This window comes from Frankia sp. CcMO1, assembly GCF_977945845.1.
This window is the reverse complement of record NZ_CDWTMG010000011.1, coordinates 1-20,067: the sequence shown is the minus strand read 5'-3', so window position 1 is coordinate 20,067 and position 20,067 is coordinate 1. Positions and strand designations below refer to the sequence as shown.

The following is a 20,067-nucleotide window of genomic DNA, read 5'->3' as shown; positions in this document are numbered from 1 at the left end:
GGTCTTGACAGAACGGGGTCGTTTCCCCCTTGCCGTGGCGCGTCCGGTACTGTGAAGGACCGCGCCGCGGTGGTTCCACCGCCCTCCGGCGCCGGATCCCCAGTTTAGGAAAGGATGAGCGCCGCCATGTCCGAGGTCCGCATCGCCGCGGAGCCGCGCACCGAGTTCGGTAAGGGCGGGGCTCGTCGCACCCGTCGGGCCGGCAAGGTCCCGGCCGTTCTCTATGGTCACGGTAAGCCGCCGCGTCACATTGCGCTGCCTGCACACGACCTACTCCACGCCTTCAAGACCGACGCCGGCACGAACGTCCTGTTGACGCTCGAGCTGGCCGAGGGGACCGAACTCGCGCTCGCGAAGGACGTCCAGCGCCACCCGATCAAGGGCAGCTTCGAGCACATCGACCTCGTGCTCGTAGCCCGGGGCGAGAAGGTCGTGGCCGATATCCCCGTGCAGGTGATCGGGGAACCACACCCGGACACCCTGGTCGACCAGCAGGTCACCACGATTGCGGTGAAGGCCGACGCCACCCGGCTGCCCGGCCCGATCGAGGTCGACATCACCGGGCTCGAGCCGGGTACGAGCATTTTCGCCCGCCAGCTGGTGCTGCCGGCCGGCTCCGAGCTCGACGCCGACACCGACCTGGTCGTCGTGCAGTGCCTGGCCAAGCGGACGAACGCTCAGCAGGAGGCCTCGCTCGGCGAGACTCCGGTGGCGGAGGAGGCCGGCGTCGCGAGCGCGTCCGTCTAAGCGGATCCGCTCCATCGCCGATGTTGTCTGCCGATGGTAACCATCCCGGCCGACGATGGGCCCTGGCTCGTCGTCGGCCTCGGCAATCCCGGACCGACCTATGCCGGCAATCGGCACAACGCCGGCTTCATGGTCGTGGACCTGCTCGCCGAGCGGACCGGGTCGCGGCTGAAGTCGCACCGTTCCCGGGCCGATGTCGCCGAGACCCGCCTGGCCGGGGCGCGGGCGGTCCTCGCCCGCCCGCTCTCCTTCATGAATCTCTCCGGCCATCCTGTCGCGGCGGCCCGGAGCTTCTACAAGGCCGAGGTCTCCCGGCTCATCGTGGTGCACGATGAGCTTGACATCCCCTTCGGGGCTGTGCGGCTCAAACGCGGCGGTGGGGACAACGGCCACAACGGTCTGCGGTCCATCTCCTCGGCGCTCGGGACACGGGACTACCTGCGGGTCCGGGTCGGCATCGGCCGTCCGCCCGGCCGGATGGATCCGGCCGACTTCGTGCTGCGGGACTTCACCCCGACCGAACGCCGTGAGCTGCCCCTCCTGCTCGAACACGCGGCCGACTCGGTCGAGATGCTCATCGCCGACGGTCTGGAGCCCGCGCAGAACCGCTATCACGCGTTGCTCTGAACCGCTCGACGGACACCGCGTGTTTCTGCCGGTCCGGTGGGCACTCCGGGTGCTTGGGTACTTCAAGTGTTGGTGTGGATGCGAAAGGTCAACGGCATGGCCGGTTGCCGGGAAACCGGGGGGCGGAGGCTTCGTGCACTGGCATGAGGGGGAGAGAAAGGGCGGGCGAGCGCGGAGGAGTGCCGGATGCTGGCGTTGACGGCGGGCCCGCCGGCCGATGGTCGGGCGTACAGCGTCGTGGCCCTCGGGGCACACGCGGACGACGTGGAGATCGGCGCCGCTGCCACGATCATGCAGTTGCTGGCCGCCCATCCGGAGGCCGCCGTGCACTGGGTGGTCTTCTCGAGCGAGGGCGAGCGCGGCTCGGAGGCGGAGGAGAGCGCGCGTGAACTGCTCGGCTCCTCGCTCGGTTCGCTGCACCTGCACGAGGTCCGGGACGGTTTCCTCCCTCGGGAGTGGAGCGGGGTCAAGGAGGTCCTGCTGCAGATCGCCCGCCAGGTCACCCCGGACATCGTGTTCGCCCCGGCGCTCGCGGATGCCCACCAGGATCACCGGGTGCTCGGCGAGCTGGCGTGGCAGGCCTTTCGCGGGGCGCTCATCCTCGGCTACGAGATCCCGAAATGGGAGGCCGACCGGCTGTCCCCCAGCCTGTACGTCCCGATCCCCGAGGAGACGGTCGGGGCAAAACTCGACCATCTCAAACGTCATTTCCGCAGCCAGCAGGACCGTGCCTGGTTCGACGACGAGACCTTCCGCGCAACCCTGCGGCTGCGCGGCGTCGAGTGCGGGACGCGCTACGCGGAGGCGTTCGACGCCCGCAAGGTGATGCTCACCTTCTGATATGTCTCCCGCCCACCGGTCTCCCGCCTACCACCCTCCTCCGTCGGCCCGGTGAGGCCCGGCGGGAGTGGCCCGGCGGGAAGGACTCAGGCTGGCGTCAGATGTTCCTGGATGCGACCGATGAGTGCCGCGTGGTCGAGTTCCTGTAGCACGTAGGCCCGGCCGGCTGTTCCGATCTCGGCCGCCTTCCAGGGCTGTTCCAGCAGGCCGCAGGCGGCGTCGGCGAAGGCCCCCGCGTCCTCGGCGACGAGGAGGTGGGTACCGGGCGTCCAGCCGAGGCCGCGGCTGCCGGTGGGTGTACTCACGACTGGCGTTCCCGTCGCCATTGCCTCGATCGCCTTGATGTTCACGCCGGATCCCGAACGCATCGGGTTCACCGACAGGGTGGCCGTGGCGAGGTAACCGGCAACGCTCGGCACGTCAGTGTGCAGCTCCACGCCCTCGAAGCCATCGAGCCATGCCGCCAGGCCCTCCTCCGGACACCGCCCCACCACCTGGAAGGTCGCGTCGGGATGGCGGACCCGGATCGTCGGCCAGCAGCCGCCGAGGAACCAGCGCAGGGCTTCGATGTTGGTCGGGGTGTCCAGCGAGCCAACAAAGATCAGCTTCTTGCCGGCGCCGTCCCGAGGTGCCGGCTTCCGGCCCGGCGGGGCCGACCCGGTCGGCTCGGTGCCGGTCGGCTCGGTGCCCGTCGATGCGGTGAGGGCACCGACAGGCAGGAACGGCGGCAGGTGGAACGTCGGGATGCTCGCCCGCGTACGCCGCCAGTTGTGGTCTTCCAGCGAGATGTCCGCGATGCAGGTGATGAGCGGAGAGTGGTGCATCGAAAGCTCCGCCAGTCGCAGTTTGTGATACTCCAGCTCGTAGGCGACGGTGCGCGGCCCCGAGCTGTTGCGGGCCAGCACCCGGAAGAACTCCGAGTCGACGTTGTGCGCGCGCACCAGATGTGGCAGCTTCCAGATCCGGGCGACCTCCTCGCCGAGATGCGACGTCCGGCAGCTGTAACTGATCACGGCGTCGGCTCGTGGCGGCGTCGACTCCAGCGCGCGGCGCAACGGGCCGACCGGCCGGGAGGCGTGCATGAATGGCCGGGCCGTCAGGTGTGCCCGTGGGCTGTCGTCACGAGGCAGCCGGATGACGGCCGAACCCGGCACGGCCTCCTCGTACGCGGCGATATCCAGGTTCTCCCGGGAAGGCACCAGGACCTGCATCCGAACGCCGGCCGCGGAGGCTGCGGTGAGGAAGCTGAAGGTCTCCACCCGTCCGCCCGCGTCCGCTGGGAGAAACGGTTCCTCGACAACGACGATCCAGCGCGTGGAGTCGCTCACCGGACAACTGTAACGACCGTGGGGTTGGGTAACGACTGCGGGCTCGGTACTCGTGCGGGGTGTCGCGGACAGTTGCAGGTAGATGACAAGAGTGTCGTGAGGTGAAGGTGGGGTCGAGGTGCGCGCATGTCCGCCGGGGGGTCCATCCGATTCCGCGGGACGACTTTGGCGCGGTGCGGGTGCCACGGCTGCGCGGCGTCATGGCGTCATGGCGTGTCATGGAGTCAATGGCGCCGTACCGCAAAGGACGGAGCCGTTGGTTGTGGCTGACCGGCGGAACGCTACGGTAACCGCTATGACAGGTGTCCGGACCATCGGTCGAGGTGCCGCCGTCGCGGCGCTGGGAGCCACAACCGTTTACGGTCACGTTTTGTATCCGATCTATATCGGATTGCGCAGCCGTGGCCTGGAGTCGACGGCACCGCCGGACCCTGAGATCTGGCCGGGATTGAGCGTGGTCGTCTCCGCCTATCGCGAGTCGGCGGTGATCGGGGCGAAACTGGATGAACTCACCGGCACGGACTATCCCGGGCCGATGGAGATCATCGTCGTGGCCGACGATCCGGAGACGGCCGAGGCCTCGCGCCGGCCCGGCGTGCGGGTGCTGTCGTCCGGGGAACGCCTCGGCAAGGCGCGGGCGGTCAACCGGGGAGTCGCCGCCGCCACCCACGAGCTCGTGGTGCTCACCGATGCGAACGCCGTGCTCGCGCCCGGTGCCCTGCGGGCAGCCGCCCGCCATTTCACCGACGAGACGGTCGGCGCGGTGGCAGGGGAGAAGCAGGTCGACGATCCCGACGGCGCCCAGGGCTTCTACTGGAAGTTCGAGTCCTGGCTGAAGCGCCGCGAGTCGGCGACCGGCGCGACCATCGGCGTGGTCGGCGAGATGCTGGCCTTCCGCCGCCAGGCGTTTCGGCCCCTGCCCGCGGACGTGGCCGTCGACGATGCCTGGCTGGCTCTCGACATCCTCGAAGGGGGGCTGCGGGTCGTCTACGAACCCGAGGCGTACTCGATCGAGTCGTCGAGCCCGGACTACTCGGCGGAGTGGGAGCGGCGGACCCGCATCGTTGCTGGCAACCTCGACATGCTCTGGCGGCGCCGGGCGGCGCTGGTGCCCGGCGCGCTGCCGGTCACCCCGCAACTGTGGGGCCACCGGCTGGTCCGCTCGTCGTTCGGCCCGTTGGCGCAGGTCGTCCTGGTGGGGCTCGCCCTCCCGGCCGCCCGCCGGAGCTGGATCGCCCGGCTGTTCCTGGCGGGCAACGCCGTCGGCGCTGTGAGCACCGCGGCGCTGCTGACCGGGCGCACGCCGCCCGGTCCGACCCGCCTGGTCGCGCAGGTCTTCTTCCTCCAGGCCGTCGCGCTCGGCGGGGTGCGGCGCTTCGTGGCCCGGGACCGGCCCGCCGTCTGGCCCAAGCCGGAGCGGCCGGCCGTGGCCTCCGCGACGTCACCGGCGCCCACGGGGCCGGTCCCGCCACCGGGGCAGACGACGCCGCCCGGCCCGCCGACCGAGCTGGCCCCGGCCGGCAACTGACCCAGTCCGGCAACTGACGCCGCTGACGCCGGCCGGAACCGGCTTTGGCTGGAGAACCCACCTTGGCCCGTCACCGGCTACGCCTATCGAAATACCATCCCGCTCTGGGGCGGGAATACCGTGTGGTACAGGACCGCAGGACCGCAACACCGCACGAGGCGTGGACATCCACCTGAGTGCGCGTCAGCACACGCAGTGAGGAGCGTGCCGCCATGTCCGTCGAGAAGCCCAACTGGTCCAGGTGGCAGTACGAGCTGGTACTGGTCAGTTTTCACAGCCGTGGCCAGCTCGAGCAGCTCTTCGCGACCCTTCCGTTGGACATGCCGGTTGTGATCATCGATAACGCCGAGGGCGTCGACCGCGTTGACGAGCTGATCGCGGGCCGGCCCAACAGCCGTTACCTTGACTCCGGCGGCGGCAAGGGATTCGCGAAGGCCGCCAACATGGGCATCCGTTCGTCGCGCTACGAGTACGTGGTGCTCGGCAACCCGGACAGCCGGCCCACCGTGGAGGTCATCGACACGCTGGTCGACGACCTCATCGCCGATCCCGAACTGGTGACCAGCGCGGCCACCATGAAGGGGCACGACGACAAGCCCGAGCTCGGTAACGGCGGCTGGGAGCCGACGCCCCGCCGGGTGCTGCTGCACGTGCTGGGAGCGCACAAGGTGGCGCCGAGCTCGGCGCTGTTCGCCCGGCCGACACCGGGCCGCCCGATGAACCCCGAGTGGCTGACCGGCGCCTGCATGGCGGTCCGCCGGTCCACCTTCCTCGAACTAGGTGCCTTCGATGAGACGTTCTACGTCTACAACGAGGACATGGCGCTCGGCCGGGCGATCCGTGAGGCGGGGCTGCGGCAGAAGCTGCGCACCGATCTGCTGGTACCCCACGGGGCGGGAGGTTCCGGGGCCGGTAAGACGTGGATGCTGCAGATGCGCGGTGCGTCCATGGTGCGTTATCTACGTAAGCACAATGCGCCGGCCCGGGTGAACGTGATGCGCTCGATGCTCGTCGCCGGCTACGCCGGGCGTACGGTGCTCTCTCGAGCCCGGGGCAGGAAGGCAGTGGCTGACGAGCACGCCGCATATATCAAGGGCCTGCTGGTCGGGCCGCCGGCCAAGTAGCCGCGCCCGTTCCCTCGTTCGTTCCCTGCCTGTTCAGCGGGCTGGCTGTCCGATTCGTCCCTCTGGACAGGCAGGGAAGTGAACTCGGTGGTCCCGGGCTCGGTGGTCCCGGGCTCAGGTGAAGCGGGCTACCCGCCATTCCCGGCGACCGCGGCGGACCAGGATGACCGAGCCGTGCAGCAGATCCTTGGTCCCGACGGTGGCTTCCACGCCGACCCGTTCCCCGTTCACCAGGACCGCATGGTTGCCCAGGTGCTCGCGCGCATCCCGCTTGCTGTTGGCGAGGCCGGCGGCGATCAGCAGATCGACGACCGGCCAGCCGTCCTCCTCGAGCCGGGCGGCCGGCTCCTCGACCGTGGGCACGTCGGCGAAGATGTCGGAGAGCAGATCCGCGCCGATCGCCTTCACGTCCCCGCTGAACAACGCTGTCGACGCCGCCTCGGCCGCGTCGACCGCGGCTTGGCCGTGCACCAGTGCGGTGATCTCCCGCGCCAGGTGACGCTGCAACGCTCGCCTGCCCGGAGCCTCGGCGTGCTCGGCGAACAGCCGCTCCAGCGGCTCACGGTCGATGAGCGAGAAGAACAGGGCGAACCGGCGTGCCTCGTCGTCAGACAGATTGATCACGAACTGGTACAGGGTGTAGGGCGAGGTGCGGTCGGCCGAGAGCCAGACCGCTCCCTTCTCCGACTTGCCGAACTTCGTGCCGTCCGAACGCAGCAGCAGCGGGCAGGTCAGCCCGTGTACCTGGGTGCGCAGCACCCGTCGCACGTAGTCGATCCCGGCGACGATGTTGCCCCACTGGTCGGAGGCGCCCATCTGGAGGGTGACCCCGTGGCCCTCGCACAGGCGGCGGAAGTCGTACGCCTGGAGCAGGGAGTAGCTGAACTCGGTGTAGGTCAGGCCGACATCGGGATCGTCCAGCCGCCGGCGCACCGAGTCACGGCGGACCATCTCGGTGACGGGGAAGTGCTTGCCGACGTCCCGCAAAAATTCGATCATCCCGAGTCCGCCGAGCCAGTCGGCGTTGTCGACGAACTGCGGGAGCTGGCCGGAGTCCAAGGCCCGGGCGAAGACGGATTCCATGATCTCCTGTTGTCCGAGCATGTTTGTCCGTACCTCCTGGGCGGTGAGCAGGCTGCGTTCCACCGACTTGCCCGACGGGTCGCCGATCAGACCCGTGCCACCGCCGAACAGGGTGACCGCGCCGATCCCCGCCCGTGCGGCCCGGATCAGCAGGGTCATCGGCAGCAGGTTGCCGATCGTCAGCGAGGGGGCCGTCGGGTCGAAGCCGATGTAGCAGCGCCGCCGTCCGCTGTCGAGGTGCTCCCGCAGTTCGGCGGGATCGGTGCTGTCGTGGAGGAGTCCACGCCAGGACAGCTCGTCCAGGAGCGCGTGTGTCATGGGCCCATGGTAAAAGTGGCGCGCCGGTCCACCGTGTCACGGCGAGATCACCCGGTAGGGGAGTGCGGGCGGACGCGGCTGCCCGTGCGGCCGGGCCCCGCCCGCGCCGCGCGCTGCCAGGCGTACAGCAGATGTGTCACGATCCCGAGCAGGACGCCCAGCGAGGCCGCGATGCCGAGCCCGGCGGCCCAGGCCAGTGGCGAGAGTTCCGACGAGCCCGGGCCGGCTGCGCCGATCTGACCGGTGCTCGTGAGCGTGGCGTCGTCCCCGTGGGTCGTCGCGTCGTCGGCGGATCCCCGGGCCTGCCCGCCGGGCATGATGCGGCCGGCGGCCGGCGCGGGCCCGCCCACCCCCCAGCGCGTCGGTTCCGACAGCAGCGGATTGGTCCTGACCACCGGCACGGCCCGGGTCAGCGCCGCGACGGGGTCGACGATGCCGAAGCCGAACTCATCGTCGCGGCCAGGAGGGCCCGCATCCCGCGCGGTGTAGACGAGCCGCTCGATGACGTTGGGTGCGTCCAGGTCCGGCTGGGCGGCCCGGATGAGGGCGACAACGCCCGCGACGATCGCCGCGGAGTTCGAGGTACCGCCCCCGGTGTCCAGGCCGTCCGGGGAGACCCTGGTCGGGACGGGGGCCCGGATACCGGGGGCCGGCGCGGCGATGACGGCCCGCGGCCCGCGGGCCGATTCCCGCCAGAAACCATCAGCGGCCGTCGATCCGGTCACCGCGACCACTCCCGGGATGCTGGCGGGGGAGTTGATCGCGGTGTCGCCGGACTCGACGTTCCCCGCCGAGGCGACCACCACCACGTCGTGCGCGAGGGCGTAGCCGACCGCCTTCTCCTCGTCCGGGGTCGCCGCCCCCGTCGAGCCCAGGGAAAGGTTGATGACGTCGGCGCCCAGGTCGACCGCCCGGCGGATGCCGATCGCGACCTTCTCCGAGTTCGCCTCGGCGCCGGTCGAGACGGGCAGGATCTTGGCGGCCGGGGCGATGCCGCGGACCTCGGGCCGGCCGTTGTCGTTGCGACCGGCGATGATGCCCGCCATGGCGGTGCCGTGCCCGTTCGGATCATTGTCGCGCCAACCGTCCCGCGCCGCCCCGGGACCGATACCGGTACCGGGAAGCAGCTGACCCCACAACTTGGGCTGGCTGGCGTCGACCCCGCCGTCGATGACGGCCACCACCGTGCCCGCGCCCTGGCTGATCCGGTGTGCCTGGGCGAGTCCCAGGACAGCGTGGTACCACTGCGAGCCTCGGGCGGGCGCGATCGGAGCCGGGTCGGGCCCGGCCGCGTGCCGGCGGGACGACGGCGCCGGCCGGAGCGGTCGTCATCACGAGGCCGACCAGCAGGCCGAGCATGGCGCGGTGGTGCATGAGGGGGTCCTGCCTCCGGGGCTACCGCTCGGCGGGCGTGGCTGATCGTGTCCGGTTACGCGCCCTGTTTGAGGAAGTTTTCCACATTGCATGGTCTAGGCAGACCACTGTTACCAAGCAGGTAGCTCGTCCGGATGGCCCGGCGTGGTTTTCCCGGCTTCAGCGCCTTCGACGGCGCAGGAGACGGCCGATGCCCGGTGGGGCGTGCCGCTGCCGGGTGACCGCCTCCCCGGTCCCGGTCCCGATCGACGCGCAACCTCCACGGACCGCGGCACGCTCCTCGCGTCCCCGGCTGCCGCCTTGGCCTGATGGCCGCTCCGTCGCGTATCAACACTTACGTGACGGTAGAGTGACGAGAAAGTGCGTATGGGCGCCGCGAAGAGTCGCACCGGGAGGGGCCGCAGCAATGACCGACAGAAGGGACGTCGGCACAGGCGTCGGCGAGGGCGTCGCGTCACCGCCGGGACACCCGCGGATCGCCGAGCTGACCGCGCGCGCCGCCACGAGCGAGATCCCGGCCGCGGCGCTGTGCCGTGATCTCGCCGTCGCGCACGAGCGGGTCGGCGACGACGCCGGAGCCGTGCGGTGGGCCCTGGCGCTCACTGACGCCGGCAGCGATCTCGGTGCCTGGTCGGCCGTTGCCGGCGTGCTGCGCCGCGTCCTGCCGCGGGTCGCGCCGCTGCCGAGGTCCGCGCGGGTGGCCGTGCTCGGCAGTTACACGACATCGCAGTTCGCCGCGCTGTTGCCGCTGGCCGCGGCGCGGGCCGGGGTCGCCGTCGAGGTCTACGAATGCGGCTACGGGCAGTACCGCCAGGAGATCCTGGACCCCGCGAGTGAGCTCTACCGGTTCCGGCCCGACGTCGTCGTGCTCGCGGTGCACGCTGGGGAGACCGCCCTGCCGGCGGTCGCCGACGACCCAGCCGCCGCGGTGGCCACCGAGGTCGAGCGTTGGACGTCGCTGTGGGACATGATCATAAATCGGTGCGGGGCCCGGATCGTCCAGCACACCTTCGCCATCCCCGGCGAGGTCGCGCTCGGCCATCTGGCGCTGCGGGTTCCCGGCTCCCGGCCGACGATGCTCGCGCGGGTCAACGCCGAACTCGGCCGGGTGTCCGGCCAGCGGGGCGACGGGGTCGCCTTCGTCGACTGCGAGCGGCTCGCCGCCGACGTGGGCAAGCGTGCCTGGTTTGACGCGCGGTACTGGCACCGGTCCAAGCAGGCGGTGTCGCTCGCGCAGGTGCCGCTGTTGGCCCGGCACACCGCCGCGGTGATCGGGGCCCAGCTGGGAACGAGCCGGAAGTGCCTGGTCCTCGACCTCGACAACACCCTGTGGGGCGGCGTGCTCGGGGAGGACGGCCTGGCCGGCATCGCGCTCGGCGACGGCGCCGTCGGGGAGGCGTTCGCCGCGTTCCAGACGTACGTCGCCGAGTTGAAGGCCCGCGGGGTCGTGCTCGCCGTCTGTTCCAAGAACAACGACGCCGACGCCCGGGAGGCGTTCGAGCGTCATCCGGGGATGCGGCTCGGCCTTGATGACATCGCGGTGTTCAGTGCCTGCTGGGACGACAAGCCGACGCAGATCCGCCGGATCGCCGCCGCGCTCGGCCTCGGCCTCGACGCGCTGGTCTTCGTCGACGACAACCCGGCCGAACGCGAGGTCGTCCGCCAGCTCGTTCCCGAGGTGGACGTCGTGGCGCTGCCCGCCGATCCGCACGGCTACGTCCGGGCGCTGGCGGACTACCCCTTCTTCGAGGCCACCGCCCTCACGGCCGAGGACGCCGCGCGCACCGCCGCGTACCGGGCCCGGGCCGAGACGGCCGCCGCCGCGGCGGCGGCGACCTCGCTGGAGGACTTCCACCGCGGGCTGGACATGACCGCCACCGTAGTCTCGCTCGACGACATGACCCTGCCGCGGGTCGCCCAGTTGGTCGGCAAGACCAACCAGTTCAACCTGACCGGTCGCCGCCGGGGCGCCGCTGAGATCGAGCGGCTGGCCGCCGACCCCGGCACGGCGGTGTTCTGTGTCCGGCTCGCCGACCGGTTCGCCGACCACGGTCTGGTCGCCGTGGTCATCGCGGTGGAGTCGGCGGGCGCGCTGGACATCGACACCTGGCTGATGAGCTGCCGGGTGATCGGCCGGACCCTCGAGGACGAGGTTGCCGCGCTTGTTCTCGCCGAGGCCCGCCGCCGCGGCCTCGCCCGCGTGACCGGGCACTACCGGCCGTCGGCGAAGAACGTTCTGGTGGCCGGCCTCTACGAACGGCTCGGTTTCGAGCGGGTCGGGCGGGTCGACCCGGCGCCGGCGACGCTGCCGGCCGGGAGATCAGCCGGGGTGGTGCCCGCACCTCCGGACGGGATCACCTCGGCTGCGGAGACGACGTACTGGAGCCGTGATGCGCGGTCACCGTACCTGCCGCCTGGGCTCATCCGGGTCGTCGTGGCCGAGCCGTCCGGCGCCGTGGCCGGGCTGTCCCCCCAGGTGCTCCCCCAGCCGTGGCTGCGGGACCGCAAGACGGAAGAGGTGCCCCGCTGATGGTGCAGGAGCGACTGCGGCAGATCTTCGATGGCACGGCCGGCGATCAGGACACCCGGGATGCCTCCGACCTCGGGCTGTGGGAGATCCTGCAGGAGGACTGGCGCCGGCACTACAAATCGTTCGCCCACCCGGGCCTGCACGTGCTCGCCGTCTATCGCATCGGGCAGTGGCGGCGCACCCGGAGCCGGCCCGTCCGCGGGATCGTGACCGTCTTCTACAAGGTGGTCAACAAACTGATCATCCGTAACCTGTACGGGGCCGAGCTCGACGAGCAGGCGCGGCTCGGCCGCCGGGTCCACATCGGCCATCACCAGGCGATCCTCATCCCGCCGCATTGCGTGATCGGGGACGACTGCACCCTGCGGCACAACCTGACCATCGGCTACGCGAGCGGTACGGTGGACCCGCGGGACGTGCCGAAGGTCGGCAAGCGGGTCGAACTCGCCCCCGGGATCCATCTCATCGGGGCGATCAGCATCGGCGACGACGCCAAGATCGGCCCGGGCTCGATCGTGATGACGGACGTGCCGGCGGGCTCGACCGTCTTCGCCGCTCCCGCGCGGGTGATGCGCCCGCCGGTGCGTTGAGACCGTCCGGGTGACGCGTCCGCCGGCACGCTGAGACCGCCGACGCGCCACTGCGGGATGTCGGCGACCGGCTCGTGGGATCGACTCGGTACGGTTTGAGGCCGGAACGCCGGTGTCCGATTGGACCCGACCTGTGCCGTTGCCGAGATGGGGAGGACTCGCGGATGAAGGTGCTCGTGACGGGCACGGAGGGGTACCTGGGGTGCCTGCTCGCGCCCGAGCTGCTGCGCGATGGCCACGAGGTCATCGGGGTGGACACCGGCTACTACAAGTACGGCTGGCTGTACCGCGGCGTCGACCGGACCCCGTTGACCCTTGACAAGGACCTCCGCCATCTCACGGTCGAGGACTTCGCGGGGGTCGACGCCGTCGTGCACATGGCGGAGCTGTCCAACGACCCGCTCGGCGCGCTCGCCCCGGACGTGACGTACAAGGTGAACCACGTCGGCTCGGTCCGGCTGGCGAAGCTGGCCAAGCAGGCCGGCGTCGAACGGTTCGTCTACATGTCCTCCTGCAGCGTCTACGGCGTCGCGACCGGTGCGGACGTCACCGAGGCCTCGCCGGTGAACCCGCAGACCCCCTACGCCGAGTGCAAGGTCTACGTGGAGCGTGACGTCGCCCCGCTGGCGGACGACACCTTCTCGCCGACCTTCCTGCGCAACGCCACCGCCTACGGTGCCTCCCCGCGGCAGCGATTCGACATCGTGCTCAACAACCTGGCCGGGGTGGCCTGGACCACCGGCGAGATCGCGATGACCTCGGACGGCACCCCGTGGCGCCCGCTGGTCCACGGGCTCGACATCGCGAAGGCGATCCGCCTGGTGCTGACCGCACCGCGCGGCATCGTGCACAACCAGATCTTCAACGTCGGCGACAGCGAGCAGAACTACCAGGTGAAGGAGATCGCGGACGCGGTTGCCACGGTGTTCACCGGCTGCACGCTGAGTTTCGGTGACAACGGCAGCGACAACCGCAGCTACCGGGTGTCGTTCGACAAGATCGCCTCCACCCTGCCCGGCTTCTCCTGCGACTGGAACGCGCTCAGGGGCGCCCAGCAGCTGCACGACGTCTTCACCCGCATCCAGCTCGACAACGAGACGTTCACCGGCCGCGGGCACACCCGGCTCAAGCAGCTTCAGTACCTGATCCGTACCGGCCAGCTCGACGCCGACCTGTTCTGGGCCCACCCATGATCATTACGTCGACGCCGATCGCCGGGGTGATGATCGTCGATGTCGAGCCGTTCTCCGATGCCCGCGGCATGTTCGCGCGCACGTTCTGTGCCGGCGAGCTCGCCGCCGCGGGGCTCACGGTCGACGTCGCCCAGTGCAGCGTGGCCTACAACGCCTCCGCGGGCACCGTCCGCGGGATGCACTGGGCGGGGGAGCCGGTGCGGGAGACCAAGCTGGTGCGCTGCACCCGCGGCGCCCTGCTCGACGTCGTCGTCGATCCCCGCCCGGACTCGCCGACCTATCTGCGGCACGTGGCGGTGGAGCTCTCGGCCGACAACCATCGGGCGCTGTTCATCGACGCGGGCCTGGCGCACGGGTACCAGACGCTCGTCGACTCCACCGAGGCGACTTATCAGATGAACGTCCCGTTCACGCCGGGACACGACCGTGGGCTGCGCTTCGACGACCCGCGGCTGGGCATCGTCTGGCCGCTGCCCGTCTCGGTGATCTCCGACAAGGACCGTGCCTGGCCGCTGCTGGCCGGCGATGGTCCGGCCGGGGGCCAGGCCGGACCGTCCGGCGACGCCGTGCCACCCGGGTCTTCCGGCATTTAGCGTGATGTAGCTCACACATTTGGCGGGGTCGGCGCGACAGCCTGAATCCGTCGCCCCCGGTTCGGCCAACCGTCGGGCGAGGGCCCCGCTCCACCAGTGAAAATCAACGCTGGCAGGGAAAAGTGGGCGGGGCGTGGGGTGTTGCCCGCGAACGGGGGCGGGCGCGGGGAGGCATCCCGTGGTCGGAGGGTGGTGCCACGGCTTCCTCTCGGCGACTGTGGGTCATGTGGGGGGGGGGTGTCCACCGGCTAGCATGACCCGGCGTGCGCAGCACCCGTGACCGCCGATCTTCGCCGGAAAATCATCGGGCTGCCGTCGGCGGTGCCGGCGGTGGCATCTCGCCGACGGAAACGAGCGCTCGTCCGGCGGTCGCCGCTGCGGCGGTGGGTGGCGGGTGTCCGGCCGATGACCGGTGCCCGCACGCCCGGGGTTCGCGCTCTCCTCCGTGCCTTCGCCGGCGATCGCCCGGCGGCGTGGCGGCCCGTCCCGGCTTCACGAAGATCATGTCGTTCGCGGGACCGTCGCGTCCTTCTGGTCGGATGGGCGGTCATCATGTCGTTCGGCCTCTCGTTCGGCCTCGCGGCCGGCTGGCACAGCCATTCCCGTCCACCAGATCGTGAAGATCGATGTCGACACCTCACCTAGGGGAACGCATGTCATCCGCAACCCCGGCCCAGCGCGGTAGTGGCACCGCCGAGGCCGACGCGACCCAGAAGCAGGATGTTCCCGGCGGCCTCGCCACGGCGGTAACCGCCTGCCGGTCCTGCGGCGGACCGGCCCCGCGCCTGTTCCTCTCCCTGGGGTCCACCCCCATCGCCAACCGCCTGGTGCGCGCCGACGCCCTCGACGCGACCGATCCGTCGTTCCCGCTTGAGGTCGGCTTCTGCGAGGCCTGCGCACTCGTGCAGCTCACCCACGAGCTGCCGGCGTCCGAGATCTTCGACGAGGACTATCCCTACTTCTCCTCGTTCTCCGACATGCTCGTCCGCCACGCGGAGAAGCACGTGATCGACCTGATCGCGAGCCGCAACCTCGGGCCGGACAGCCTGGTGGTCGAGGTCGCCAGCAACGACGGCTACCTGCTGAAGGCGTTCGTCGAGCGGGGCATCCCGGTCCTCGGGATCGAGCCGACCCCCGGCCCGGCCGCGGCCGCCCGGGAGGCGGGCGTGCCGACCCGCGAGGAGTTCTTCGGCGCGGAGCTCGCCCGCCAGCTCGTCGCGGAGGGCCGCAAGGCCGATGTGATCATCGCGAACAACGTGATGGCCCACGTCCCGGACCTCAACAGCTTCGTCGAGGGCTTCTCGATCCTGCTCGCCGACGGCGGCCTCGTCGACGTCGAGAACCCCGGGGTCGGCGCGTTGCTGGCCCACACCGAGTTCGACACGGTCTACCACGAGCACTTCTGCTACTTCTCCACGATCGCGGTCGACGTCCTGATGCGCCGGCACGGCCTCGCGCTCGTCGGCGTCCAGGAGTTCCCCGAGCTGCACGGCGGCACCCTGCGGTGGAGCATGCAGCACACCGCCGCCGCGGAGCCGGCCGAGTCGGTGGCGGCGGTGCTCGACGCCGAGCGGGCCGCCGGGCTCGACACGTTCGACCGGTACGCCAGCTTCGGCGACGACGTCCGCGCCGTGCAGGACGAGCTGGTGGCGTTGCTGCGCTCGCTGCGCGCCGACGGTAGGACCATCGCCGCCTACGGCGCGGCGGCCAAGGGAGCGACCCTGCTGAACTCCAGCGGCATCGGCACCGACCTGCTCGATTTCGTCGTCGATCGCAACATCCACAAGCAGGGCCGGTACCTGCCCGGCGCCCGGTTGCCGATCCTCGATCCCGCCGTCCTGCTGGAGCGGCAGCCTGACTACCTGCTGCTGCTCGCGTGGAACGTGAAGAAGGAGATCATCGCCCAGCAGGCCGAGTACGCCGCGCGCGGCGGCTCCTTCATCGTGCCCGTTCCCCGGCCCGTAGTGCTGTAGGCAACCCATCGTGGTCTCAGGCCGTCGTTATTTCCGTCCGCGGTTGTGCGGACCCTGCTCGCTGGGCTGGCCGAGCCGGTTGGGCTGGTCGGGAGAGCGGGTATGACGGACAGCGACGGGGACCTGAGAGCCCCGGGTGGGGAGGACGACTCCCCATCCGAGGGTTCCCCTGACGAGACCCGGTACGTGCCACGATCGCAGCGCCCCGCGCGGGCGACCGGGCAGCGTCCCGGCGAGCGGACCGAACGTCCCGGCGAAGGGTTCGAACGCCGTGGCGACCGCCGACCCGGCGAGGGTTTCGAGGTGGTCACGGGGCCGGTCCGCCCGCAGCCCGCTCCGGCGCCGCGGCCCGGGCCCGGGCCCGGGCCGTCCGGGCCCGCGATCCAGCCGCCCGTCGGCGACCCGCACCTGTCCCAGCCGCCATCCCGCCCGGTGACGCCCCCTGTCCGTCCGGGGGCCGGCGAGCCACCGCCCGGCGTCGTCACCGCCACGATGGACCTGAGCGCGCTGCAACGCCGGTTGCGGGCGGAGAAGACCGAGCTCCTCCATCGGGTCGAGGGGCAGGCTCCCCGGCATCGCCGCTCGGACCGGCGGGCGCGCCGAACCGACGAGACCGACCCGGAGAGCACGCAGATCTTTCCGCGGCAGCCCCCCGCTGGGCGTGACGGCCGATCTCCCGGGGCGGGCGCCGCGCGGTCCCGCGGTCGACGAAGGCTCGCCGCGGCGGGCGGCGGCGAGCGTGCCGCGGCCGCGTCCTTCGGGCCGGGGCCCGGTAACGGGGCCGAGGGCCTGGCGGACGATCTGACCGGCGGCGAGCGTCCGGGCGGCGAGGGTTCCGGCGGCCGTGGCGGAGCCAGGTCGAAGGCGATCTGGACGCTGATGGACCAGGCCGTCTCCAGTGCGACGAACGCCGCGATCTCGTTCCTGATTGCCCATCAGGTCAGCGACGTCGAGTACGGCGCGTTCGGTATTGCGTACACGTTGTTCTCCATCGTCATCGGCCTGGTCCGTGCCGGGAGCTGCATGCCGCTGAGCATGTTCTACTCGAGTGTCACCCGGAGTGACTTCCGGGCGGCGGCCACCGCTACCACCGGCTCGTCGTTCGTCTTCGGCGTGGCCGTGGGAATCACGTTCGTCGGTCTGGGCCTGCTGCTCGGCGGCCCGGTCGGGTCGTCGTTGTCGGCGATGGGCCTCGTGCTGCCCGGCCTGCTGCTGCAGGATGCGTGGCGCTATGTCTTCTTCGCGATGGGGAAGCCCTTCGGCGCCTTCGTCAACGACACCGTCTGGGCGGTCGTCCAGATCCTTGGGATCTTCCTGCTCATCCACCGCGGTGTGACCGCATCCCCGCCGCTGCTGCTCGCCTGGGGGGCCTCGGCTCTCGTCGCGGCCCTGCTGGGGATAGCCCAGGCCGGCTTCTGGCCGTCGCCCGGCGAGACCCTTCGATGGCTTCGCAGGAACAAGTCGAACTCCGCCTACCTGGCGGCGGAGTTCATCACTGTCCAGGGCGCGATGCAGACCTCGCTGCTGGTGATCGGAGCGGTGGGTTCGCTGGCGACGGTGGGCGCCCTGCAAGGCGCGCGCACGCTGCTCGGCCCGACCACGGTGGTCGGGGTGGGGGTCGTGAGCTTCGCGTTGCCGGAGTTCTCCAAGCGGACCTCCATGACCCGCCACGCCCGGGAGCGCGCCGCCTACGCTCTCTCGGCCCTCGTCCTCGCCATTGGCACGGCGTGGAGCCTGATCTTCTACCTCCTTCCGGAACGTTACGGTCAGGTGTTGTTGGGCGACTCGTGGGATGGCGTCAAGAACATCCTGGGGCTGTCAATCCTGCACTATCTGGCCGCGTCGGTCGCGGTCGGACCGGCATGTATGGTCTACGCACTCGGAAAAACTAAGATCACATTCCGGGTCAATGCAGCCTTTGCGCCAATGTTGTTTGGTTTTCCCATCATTGGGTTGCTTGTCCGGGGCGCGCGGGGCGCGGTCGTCGGCTATAACATCGCTTTCTGGTCCATTGCACCGGTGTGGTTTGTACTGCTCCGCCGGCTCGGTCGGGAGCACGACGTGGAGCAGGCCGCGCTACGGGACGCGGAGCGGGCGGCGCGGAGCGGCTCCGGGCCTGCTCCCGCCCCGGCGGAGCCGGGAGGACGAGAGACGAGAGTTGCCGCGCCCGCGCCGGGCCGGGATGAGCGACGCACGCCGGTCGAGACGGTCGAACGCCGGCGAATCTGACCATCGAATGGATCCCGTGGATGATGTCGAGGATGTGGATGTCGCTCCGGAGCACGGCCCTCGCCGGCCTGGTCGCGGAACCGGATCGCGGCGTGGTGGGCGGGGCACCTGAGCGTCCGTGCGGCGTCAGTCATAGCTATAGACCGTTTACTATCCGCTATCGGCTATGCTCACAAATCGGTTCCGTCAGATCTAGACCGTGGTCCGGCAATCGGGCCGGATGCTCCTGTGGGGGGCCACATTGAGTTCGCTTCATGTCCCGCTGGAGGAGTCGTTGCGTCGTCTCACCGGCACTCCGATCCGGATGCGGGCCCGGTCCGCCCGTTCTGAGTCCGTGGCGGGTGCGTCATGAGTCGCAACGTGCAGGCGGGCAACGAGACCAGCCGGGCTCCCTCCGCCCCGTCCCTGCTTCGTATCCTCCAGCCACGGCTGCTGGTCGTCGCCATCGTCGTGGTCATCTTCGCGGCTCTGGCGGCCGCCTACTCCAAGACGCAGACGGCGACCTACCGGTCGAGTGCCCGGGTCTTCCTCTCGACGGATTCGGGCACGCTCGGTGCCAACTCGGTCGACGCGACCCGCTTCGTGCAGACCCAGGCGCAGTTCGCCCAGTCCTCGGCGGCCGTCGCGGAGATCGCGAAGGAACTCAAGCTGCCCGAGGTGGACGTCGCCGCCCGGCTCAGCACCTCGCCGTCCGACGAGGGCTACTTCTTCGTCATCGAGGGGAAGGGCTCGAGCCAGCAGGGGGCGGACGCGCTGGTCAAGTCGGCCGAGGATGCCTACAGCAAGCTCTTGACGACTTACGGCCCCAACAGCCAGGCGAATATCAGCGCCATGATCAAGCTACGTGACGGGCTGGTGGCGGAGCAGGCCGCCGCGGGTCAGAGAGCCGGTATTGCCGGGAGCGTCGACAACACCGTCCGCAACACGCAGATCGCGAACCTCAACACGCAGATCGCCACCGCCCGCACCGCCTCCGCGCTGGCGAGCACGTCGATCAAACTGGCCGAGCCGCCCGTCGCCCGGGGCCAGAGCGGGCCGAACCTGTTCCGTAACACGCTGGTCGCTGCGATCGTCGGGCTGCTCGGTTCGATCGCGGCGATCTGGATCATGTATCAGCGCCGGCCCACGATCCTCGACCCGCACAACCCGTCCGACACCCTGGGCGTGCCGCTGATCGCAGTCCTGGAGCCGGGACGGACCACCGCCAGCGCGGCCGAGACCCTGGTCTCGGCGATGTCCGCGGTGATGTCCCCGACGAGCAAGGTGGTCGCGTTCACCCCGGCGTCGCGGGGGGACCTGACCGCCGACCTCGTCGCCTCCGTGGCCGCGGCCTGGTCCGATGATCAGGGCGTCGTCCTGATCCTGGACACCTCGCCGTCGTCCGAGGTGCGGGGAGTTCTCGAGGGACTGCCCCGGGCGACCTCCGGGGAGCTGCCTCGCTGGGCGCACGAGCCGACCTGCCTGGCACGCTCGTCCGGCACCGGGCGGGGGCACATCCTCTACAACCGAGTGTCGCCGGCCCGGGCCGCCCGGCCCGGTGGCCTCGCCCCGATCCTCGCCGACCGGGCGCCGGTCGTCGACCTCGTCATCCTCGTCACCTCGGCGCTGGCCGAGCTGCCGATGACCGCGGCCTCCGCCATCCAGGCCGACGCCGTCGTGGTCATCACCTCCACCGAAACCAGTCTCAAGGAGCTCGAGCAGGTGCCGCGGGACTGGCCGGCGCTCGCCGAGCGAGTCGTGGGCGTCGTGCACGACGGCCGGACCGGCATCCGCCGGGCCGTCGCGGCGGCCCCGGAGCGTCGTTCGTCGGTCGACACCATCACCTCCAACTCCCCGGTGGGGGACTCGGCTCCGGTGAGCAAGCGGGGCGGCGGCGTGGACTCGGAGGCCACCGACCGCTACGCCCGCCCCGGCAAGCGTTAGGACAGCCCGTAGCCGCGAGGGTCCGGGGGCCCCGAGGTTCCCTGATTCATTCCAGACGGCTCTGGAT

At 70.6% G+C, this 20,067-nt stretch carries 15 protein-coding genes; 12 read left to right on the top strand and 3 right to left on the bottom strand.

Annotation, left to right across the window (positions count from 1 at the left end):
* The first annotated feature begins 126 nt into the window (after positions 1–126).
* From AC08OU_RS03060 to AC08OU_RS03050, 3 genes are all read left to right on the top strand, one after another.
* Positions 127–747 (top strand): 50S ribosomal protein L25/general stress protein Ctc, encoded by a 621-nt coding sequence (locus tag AC08OU_RS03060; protein ID WP_462186375.1) that lies wholly within the window; start codon positions 127–129, stop codon positions 745–747.
* Between the two features lie 33 nt (positions 748–780).
* Positions 781–1,374 (top strand): aminoacyl-tRNA hydrolase, encoded by a 594-nt coding sequence (pth, locus tag AC08OU_RS03055; protein WP_462203374.1) that lies wholly within the window; start codon positions 781–783, stop codon positions 1,372–1,374.
* Positions 1,375–1,560: 186 nt separating this feature from the next.
* Complete coding sequence (locus tag AC08OU_RS03050) at positions 1,561–2,214, top strand: PIG-L deacetylase family protein (protein ID WP_476593129.1); 654 nt, start codon at positions 1,561–1,563, stop codon at positions 2,212–2,214.
* Positions 2,215–2,300: 86 nt separating this feature from the next.
* On the opposite strand, the gene AC08OU_RS03045 is transcribed toward AC08OU_RS03050, so the two are convergent.
* The gene (locus tag AC08OU_RS03045; RefSeq protein ID WP_476600779.1) at positions 2,301–3,542 is read right to left on the bottom strand and encodes a glycosyltransferase; all 1,242 of its coding nucleotides are present in this window, start codon (positions 3,540–3,542) and stop codon (positions 2,301–2,303) included.
* A gap of 295 nt (positions 3,543–3,837) precedes the next feature.
* On the opposite strand from AC08OU_RS03045, the gene AC08OU_RS03040 reads away from it, so the two are divergent.
* Both AC08OU_RS03040 and AC08OU_RS03035 read left to right on the top strand, forming a co-directional pair.
* The gene (locus AC08OU_RS03040) at positions 3,838–5,070 is read left to right on the top strand and encodes a glycosyltransferase family 2 protein (RefSeq protein WP_476600777.1); all 1,233 of its coding nucleotides are present in this window, start codon (positions 3,838–3,840) and stop codon (positions 5,068–5,070) included.
* 212 nt (positions 5,071–5,282) lie between these two features.
* On the top strand, positions 5,283–6,194 hold the full coding sequence (locus tag AC08OU_RS03035) for a glycosyltransferase family 2 protein (protein WP_462186381.1): 912 nt from the start codon (positions 5,283–5,285) through the stop codon (positions 6,192–6,194).
* Positions 6,195–6,308: 114 nt separating this feature from the next.
* Here AC08OU_RS03035 and tyrS read toward each other — a convergent pair whose 3' ends face one another.
* Both tyrS and AC08OU_RS03025 read right to left on the bottom strand, forming a co-directional pair.
* On the bottom strand, positions 6,309–7,595 hold the full coding sequence (gene tyrS, locus AC08OU_RS03030) for a tyrosine--tRNA ligase (RefSeq protein ID WP_476600775.1): 1,287 nt from the start codon (positions 7,593–7,595) through the stop codon (positions 6,309–6,311).
* 47 nt (positions 7,596–7,642) lie between these two features.
* Positions 7,643–8,776, bottom strand: a complete 1,134-nt coding sequence (locus tag AC08OU_RS03025; RefSeq protein ID WP_476600773.1) for a S8 family serine peptidase — start codon at positions 8,774–8,776, stop codon at positions 7,643–7,645.
* A gap of 599 nt (positions 8,777–9,375) precedes the next feature.
* On the opposite strand from AC08OU_RS03025, the gene AC08OU_RS03020 reads away from it, so the two are divergent.
* The 7 genes from AC08OU_RS03020 (at position 9,376) to AC08OU_RS02990 (ending at position 20,000) form a co-directional block, all read left to right on the top strand.
* On the top strand, positions 9,376–11,499 hold the full coding sequence (locus tag AC08OU_RS03020; RefSeq protein ID WP_476600771.1) for an HAD-IIIC family phosphatase: 2,124 nt from the start codon (positions 9,376–9,378) through the stop codon (positions 11,497–11,499).
* Complete coding sequence (locus AC08OU_RS03015; RefSeq protein WP_476600769.1) at positions 11,499–12,089, top strand: serine acetyltransferase; 591 nt, start codon at positions 11,499–11,501, stop codon at positions 12,087–12,089. Before AC08OU_RS03020 ends, AC08OU_RS03015 begins: the two co-directional genes overlap by 1 nt.
* A 164-nt stretch (positions 12,090–12,253) precedes the next feature.
* The gene (locus AC08OU_RS03010) at positions 12,254–13,282 is read left to right on the top strand and encodes an NAD-dependent epimerase/dehydratase family protein (RefSeq protein ID WP_476604267.1); all 1,029 of its coding nucleotides are present in this window, start codon (positions 12,254–12,256) and stop codon (positions 13,280–13,282) included.
* A complete protein-coding gene (locus AC08OU_RS03005) occupies positions 13,279–13,875 on the top strand; it encodes a dTDP-4-dehydrorhamnose 3,5-epimerase family protein (protein WP_476602273.1) in 597 nt (198 codons plus the stop codon). Before AC08OU_RS03010 ends, AC08OU_RS03005 begins: the two co-directional genes overlap by 4 nt.
* Before the next feature lie 653 nt (positions 13,876–14,528).
* The gene (locus AC08OU_RS03000) at positions 14,529–15,848 is read left to right on the top strand and encodes a methyltransferase domain-containing protein (RefSeq protein WP_476602272.1); all 1,320 of its coding nucleotides are present in this window, start codon (positions 14,529–14,531) and stop codon (positions 15,846–15,848) included.
* Positions 15,849–15,950: 102 nt separating this feature from the next.
* Positions 15,951–18,077 carry a hypothetical protein gene (locus tag AC08OU_RS02995; RefSeq protein ID WP_476604266.1) on the top strand — a complete coding sequence of 709 codons (2,127 nt, stop codon included), beginning with the start codon at positions 15,951–15,953 and terminating at the stop codon, positions 18,075–18,077.
* Between the two features lie 348 nt (positions 18,078–18,425).
* A complete protein-coding gene (locus AC08OU_RS02990; protein ID WP_476602309.1) occupies positions 18,426–20,000 on the top strand; it encodes a Wzz/FepE/Etk N-terminal domain-containing protein in 1,575 nt (524 codons plus the stop codon).
* Positions 20,001–20,067 lie beyond the last annotated feature (67 nt).

What these genes read in the sequence shown, in the direction of transcription:
- AC08OU_RS03020 (WP_476600771.1), top strand. Translation starts at nt 9,376, where the DNA reads ATGACCGACAGAAGGGACGTCGGCACAGGCGTCGGCGAGGGCGTCGCG.
- AC08OU_RS03050 (WP_476593129.1), top strand. Translation starts at nt 1,561, where the DNA reads ATGCTGGCGTTGACGGCGGGCCCGCCGGCCGATGGTCGGGCGTACAGC.
- AC08OU_RS02990 (WP_476602309.1), top strand. Translation starts at nt 18,426, where the DNA reads ATGAGTCGCAACGTGCAGGCGGGCAACGAGACCAGCCGGGCTCCCTCC.
- AC08OU_RS03005 (WP_476602273.1), top strand. Translation starts at nt 13,279, where the DNA reads ATGATCATTACGTCGACGCCGATCGCCGGGGTGATGATCGTCGATGTC.
- AC08OU_RS03000 (WP_476602272.1), top strand. Translation starts at nt 14,529, where the DNA reads ATGTCATCCGCAACCCCGGCCCAGCGCGGTAGTGGCACCGCCGAGGCC.
- tyrS (WP_476600775.1), bottom strand. Translation starts at nt 7,595, where the DNA reads ATGACACACGCGCTCCTGGACGAGCTGTCCTGGCGTGGACTCCTCCAC.
- AC08OU_RS03040 (WP_476600777.1), top strand. Translation starts at nt 3,838, where the DNA reads ATGACAGGTGTCCGGACCATCGGTCGAGGTGCCGCCGTCGCGGCGCTG.
- AC08OU_RS03010 (WP_476604267.1), top strand. Translation starts at nt 12,254, where the DNA reads ATGAAGGTGCTCGTGACGGGCACGGAGGGGTACCTGGGGTGCCTGCTC.
- AC08OU_RS02995 (WP_476604266.1), top strand. Translation starts at nt 15,951, where the DNA reads ATGACGGACAGCGACGGGGACCTGAGAGCCCCGGGTGGGGAGGACGAC.
- pth (WP_462203374.1), top strand. Translation starts at nt 781, where the DNA reads ATGGTAACCATCCCGGCCGACGATGGGCCCTGGCTCGTCGTCGGCCTC.
- AC08OU_RS03015 (WP_476600769.1), top strand. Translation starts at nt 11,499, where the DNA reads ATGGTGCAGGAGCGACTGCGGCAGATCTTCGATGGCACGGCCGGCGAT.
- AC08OU_RS03035 (WP_462186381.1), top strand. Translation starts at nt 5,283, where the DNA reads ATGTCCGTCGAGAAGCCCAACTGGTCCAGGTGGCAGTACGAGCTGGTA.
- AC08OU_RS03060 (WP_462186375.1), top strand. Translation starts at nt 127, where the DNA reads ATGTCCGAGGTCCGCATCGCCGCGGAGCCGCGCACCGAGTTCGGTAAG.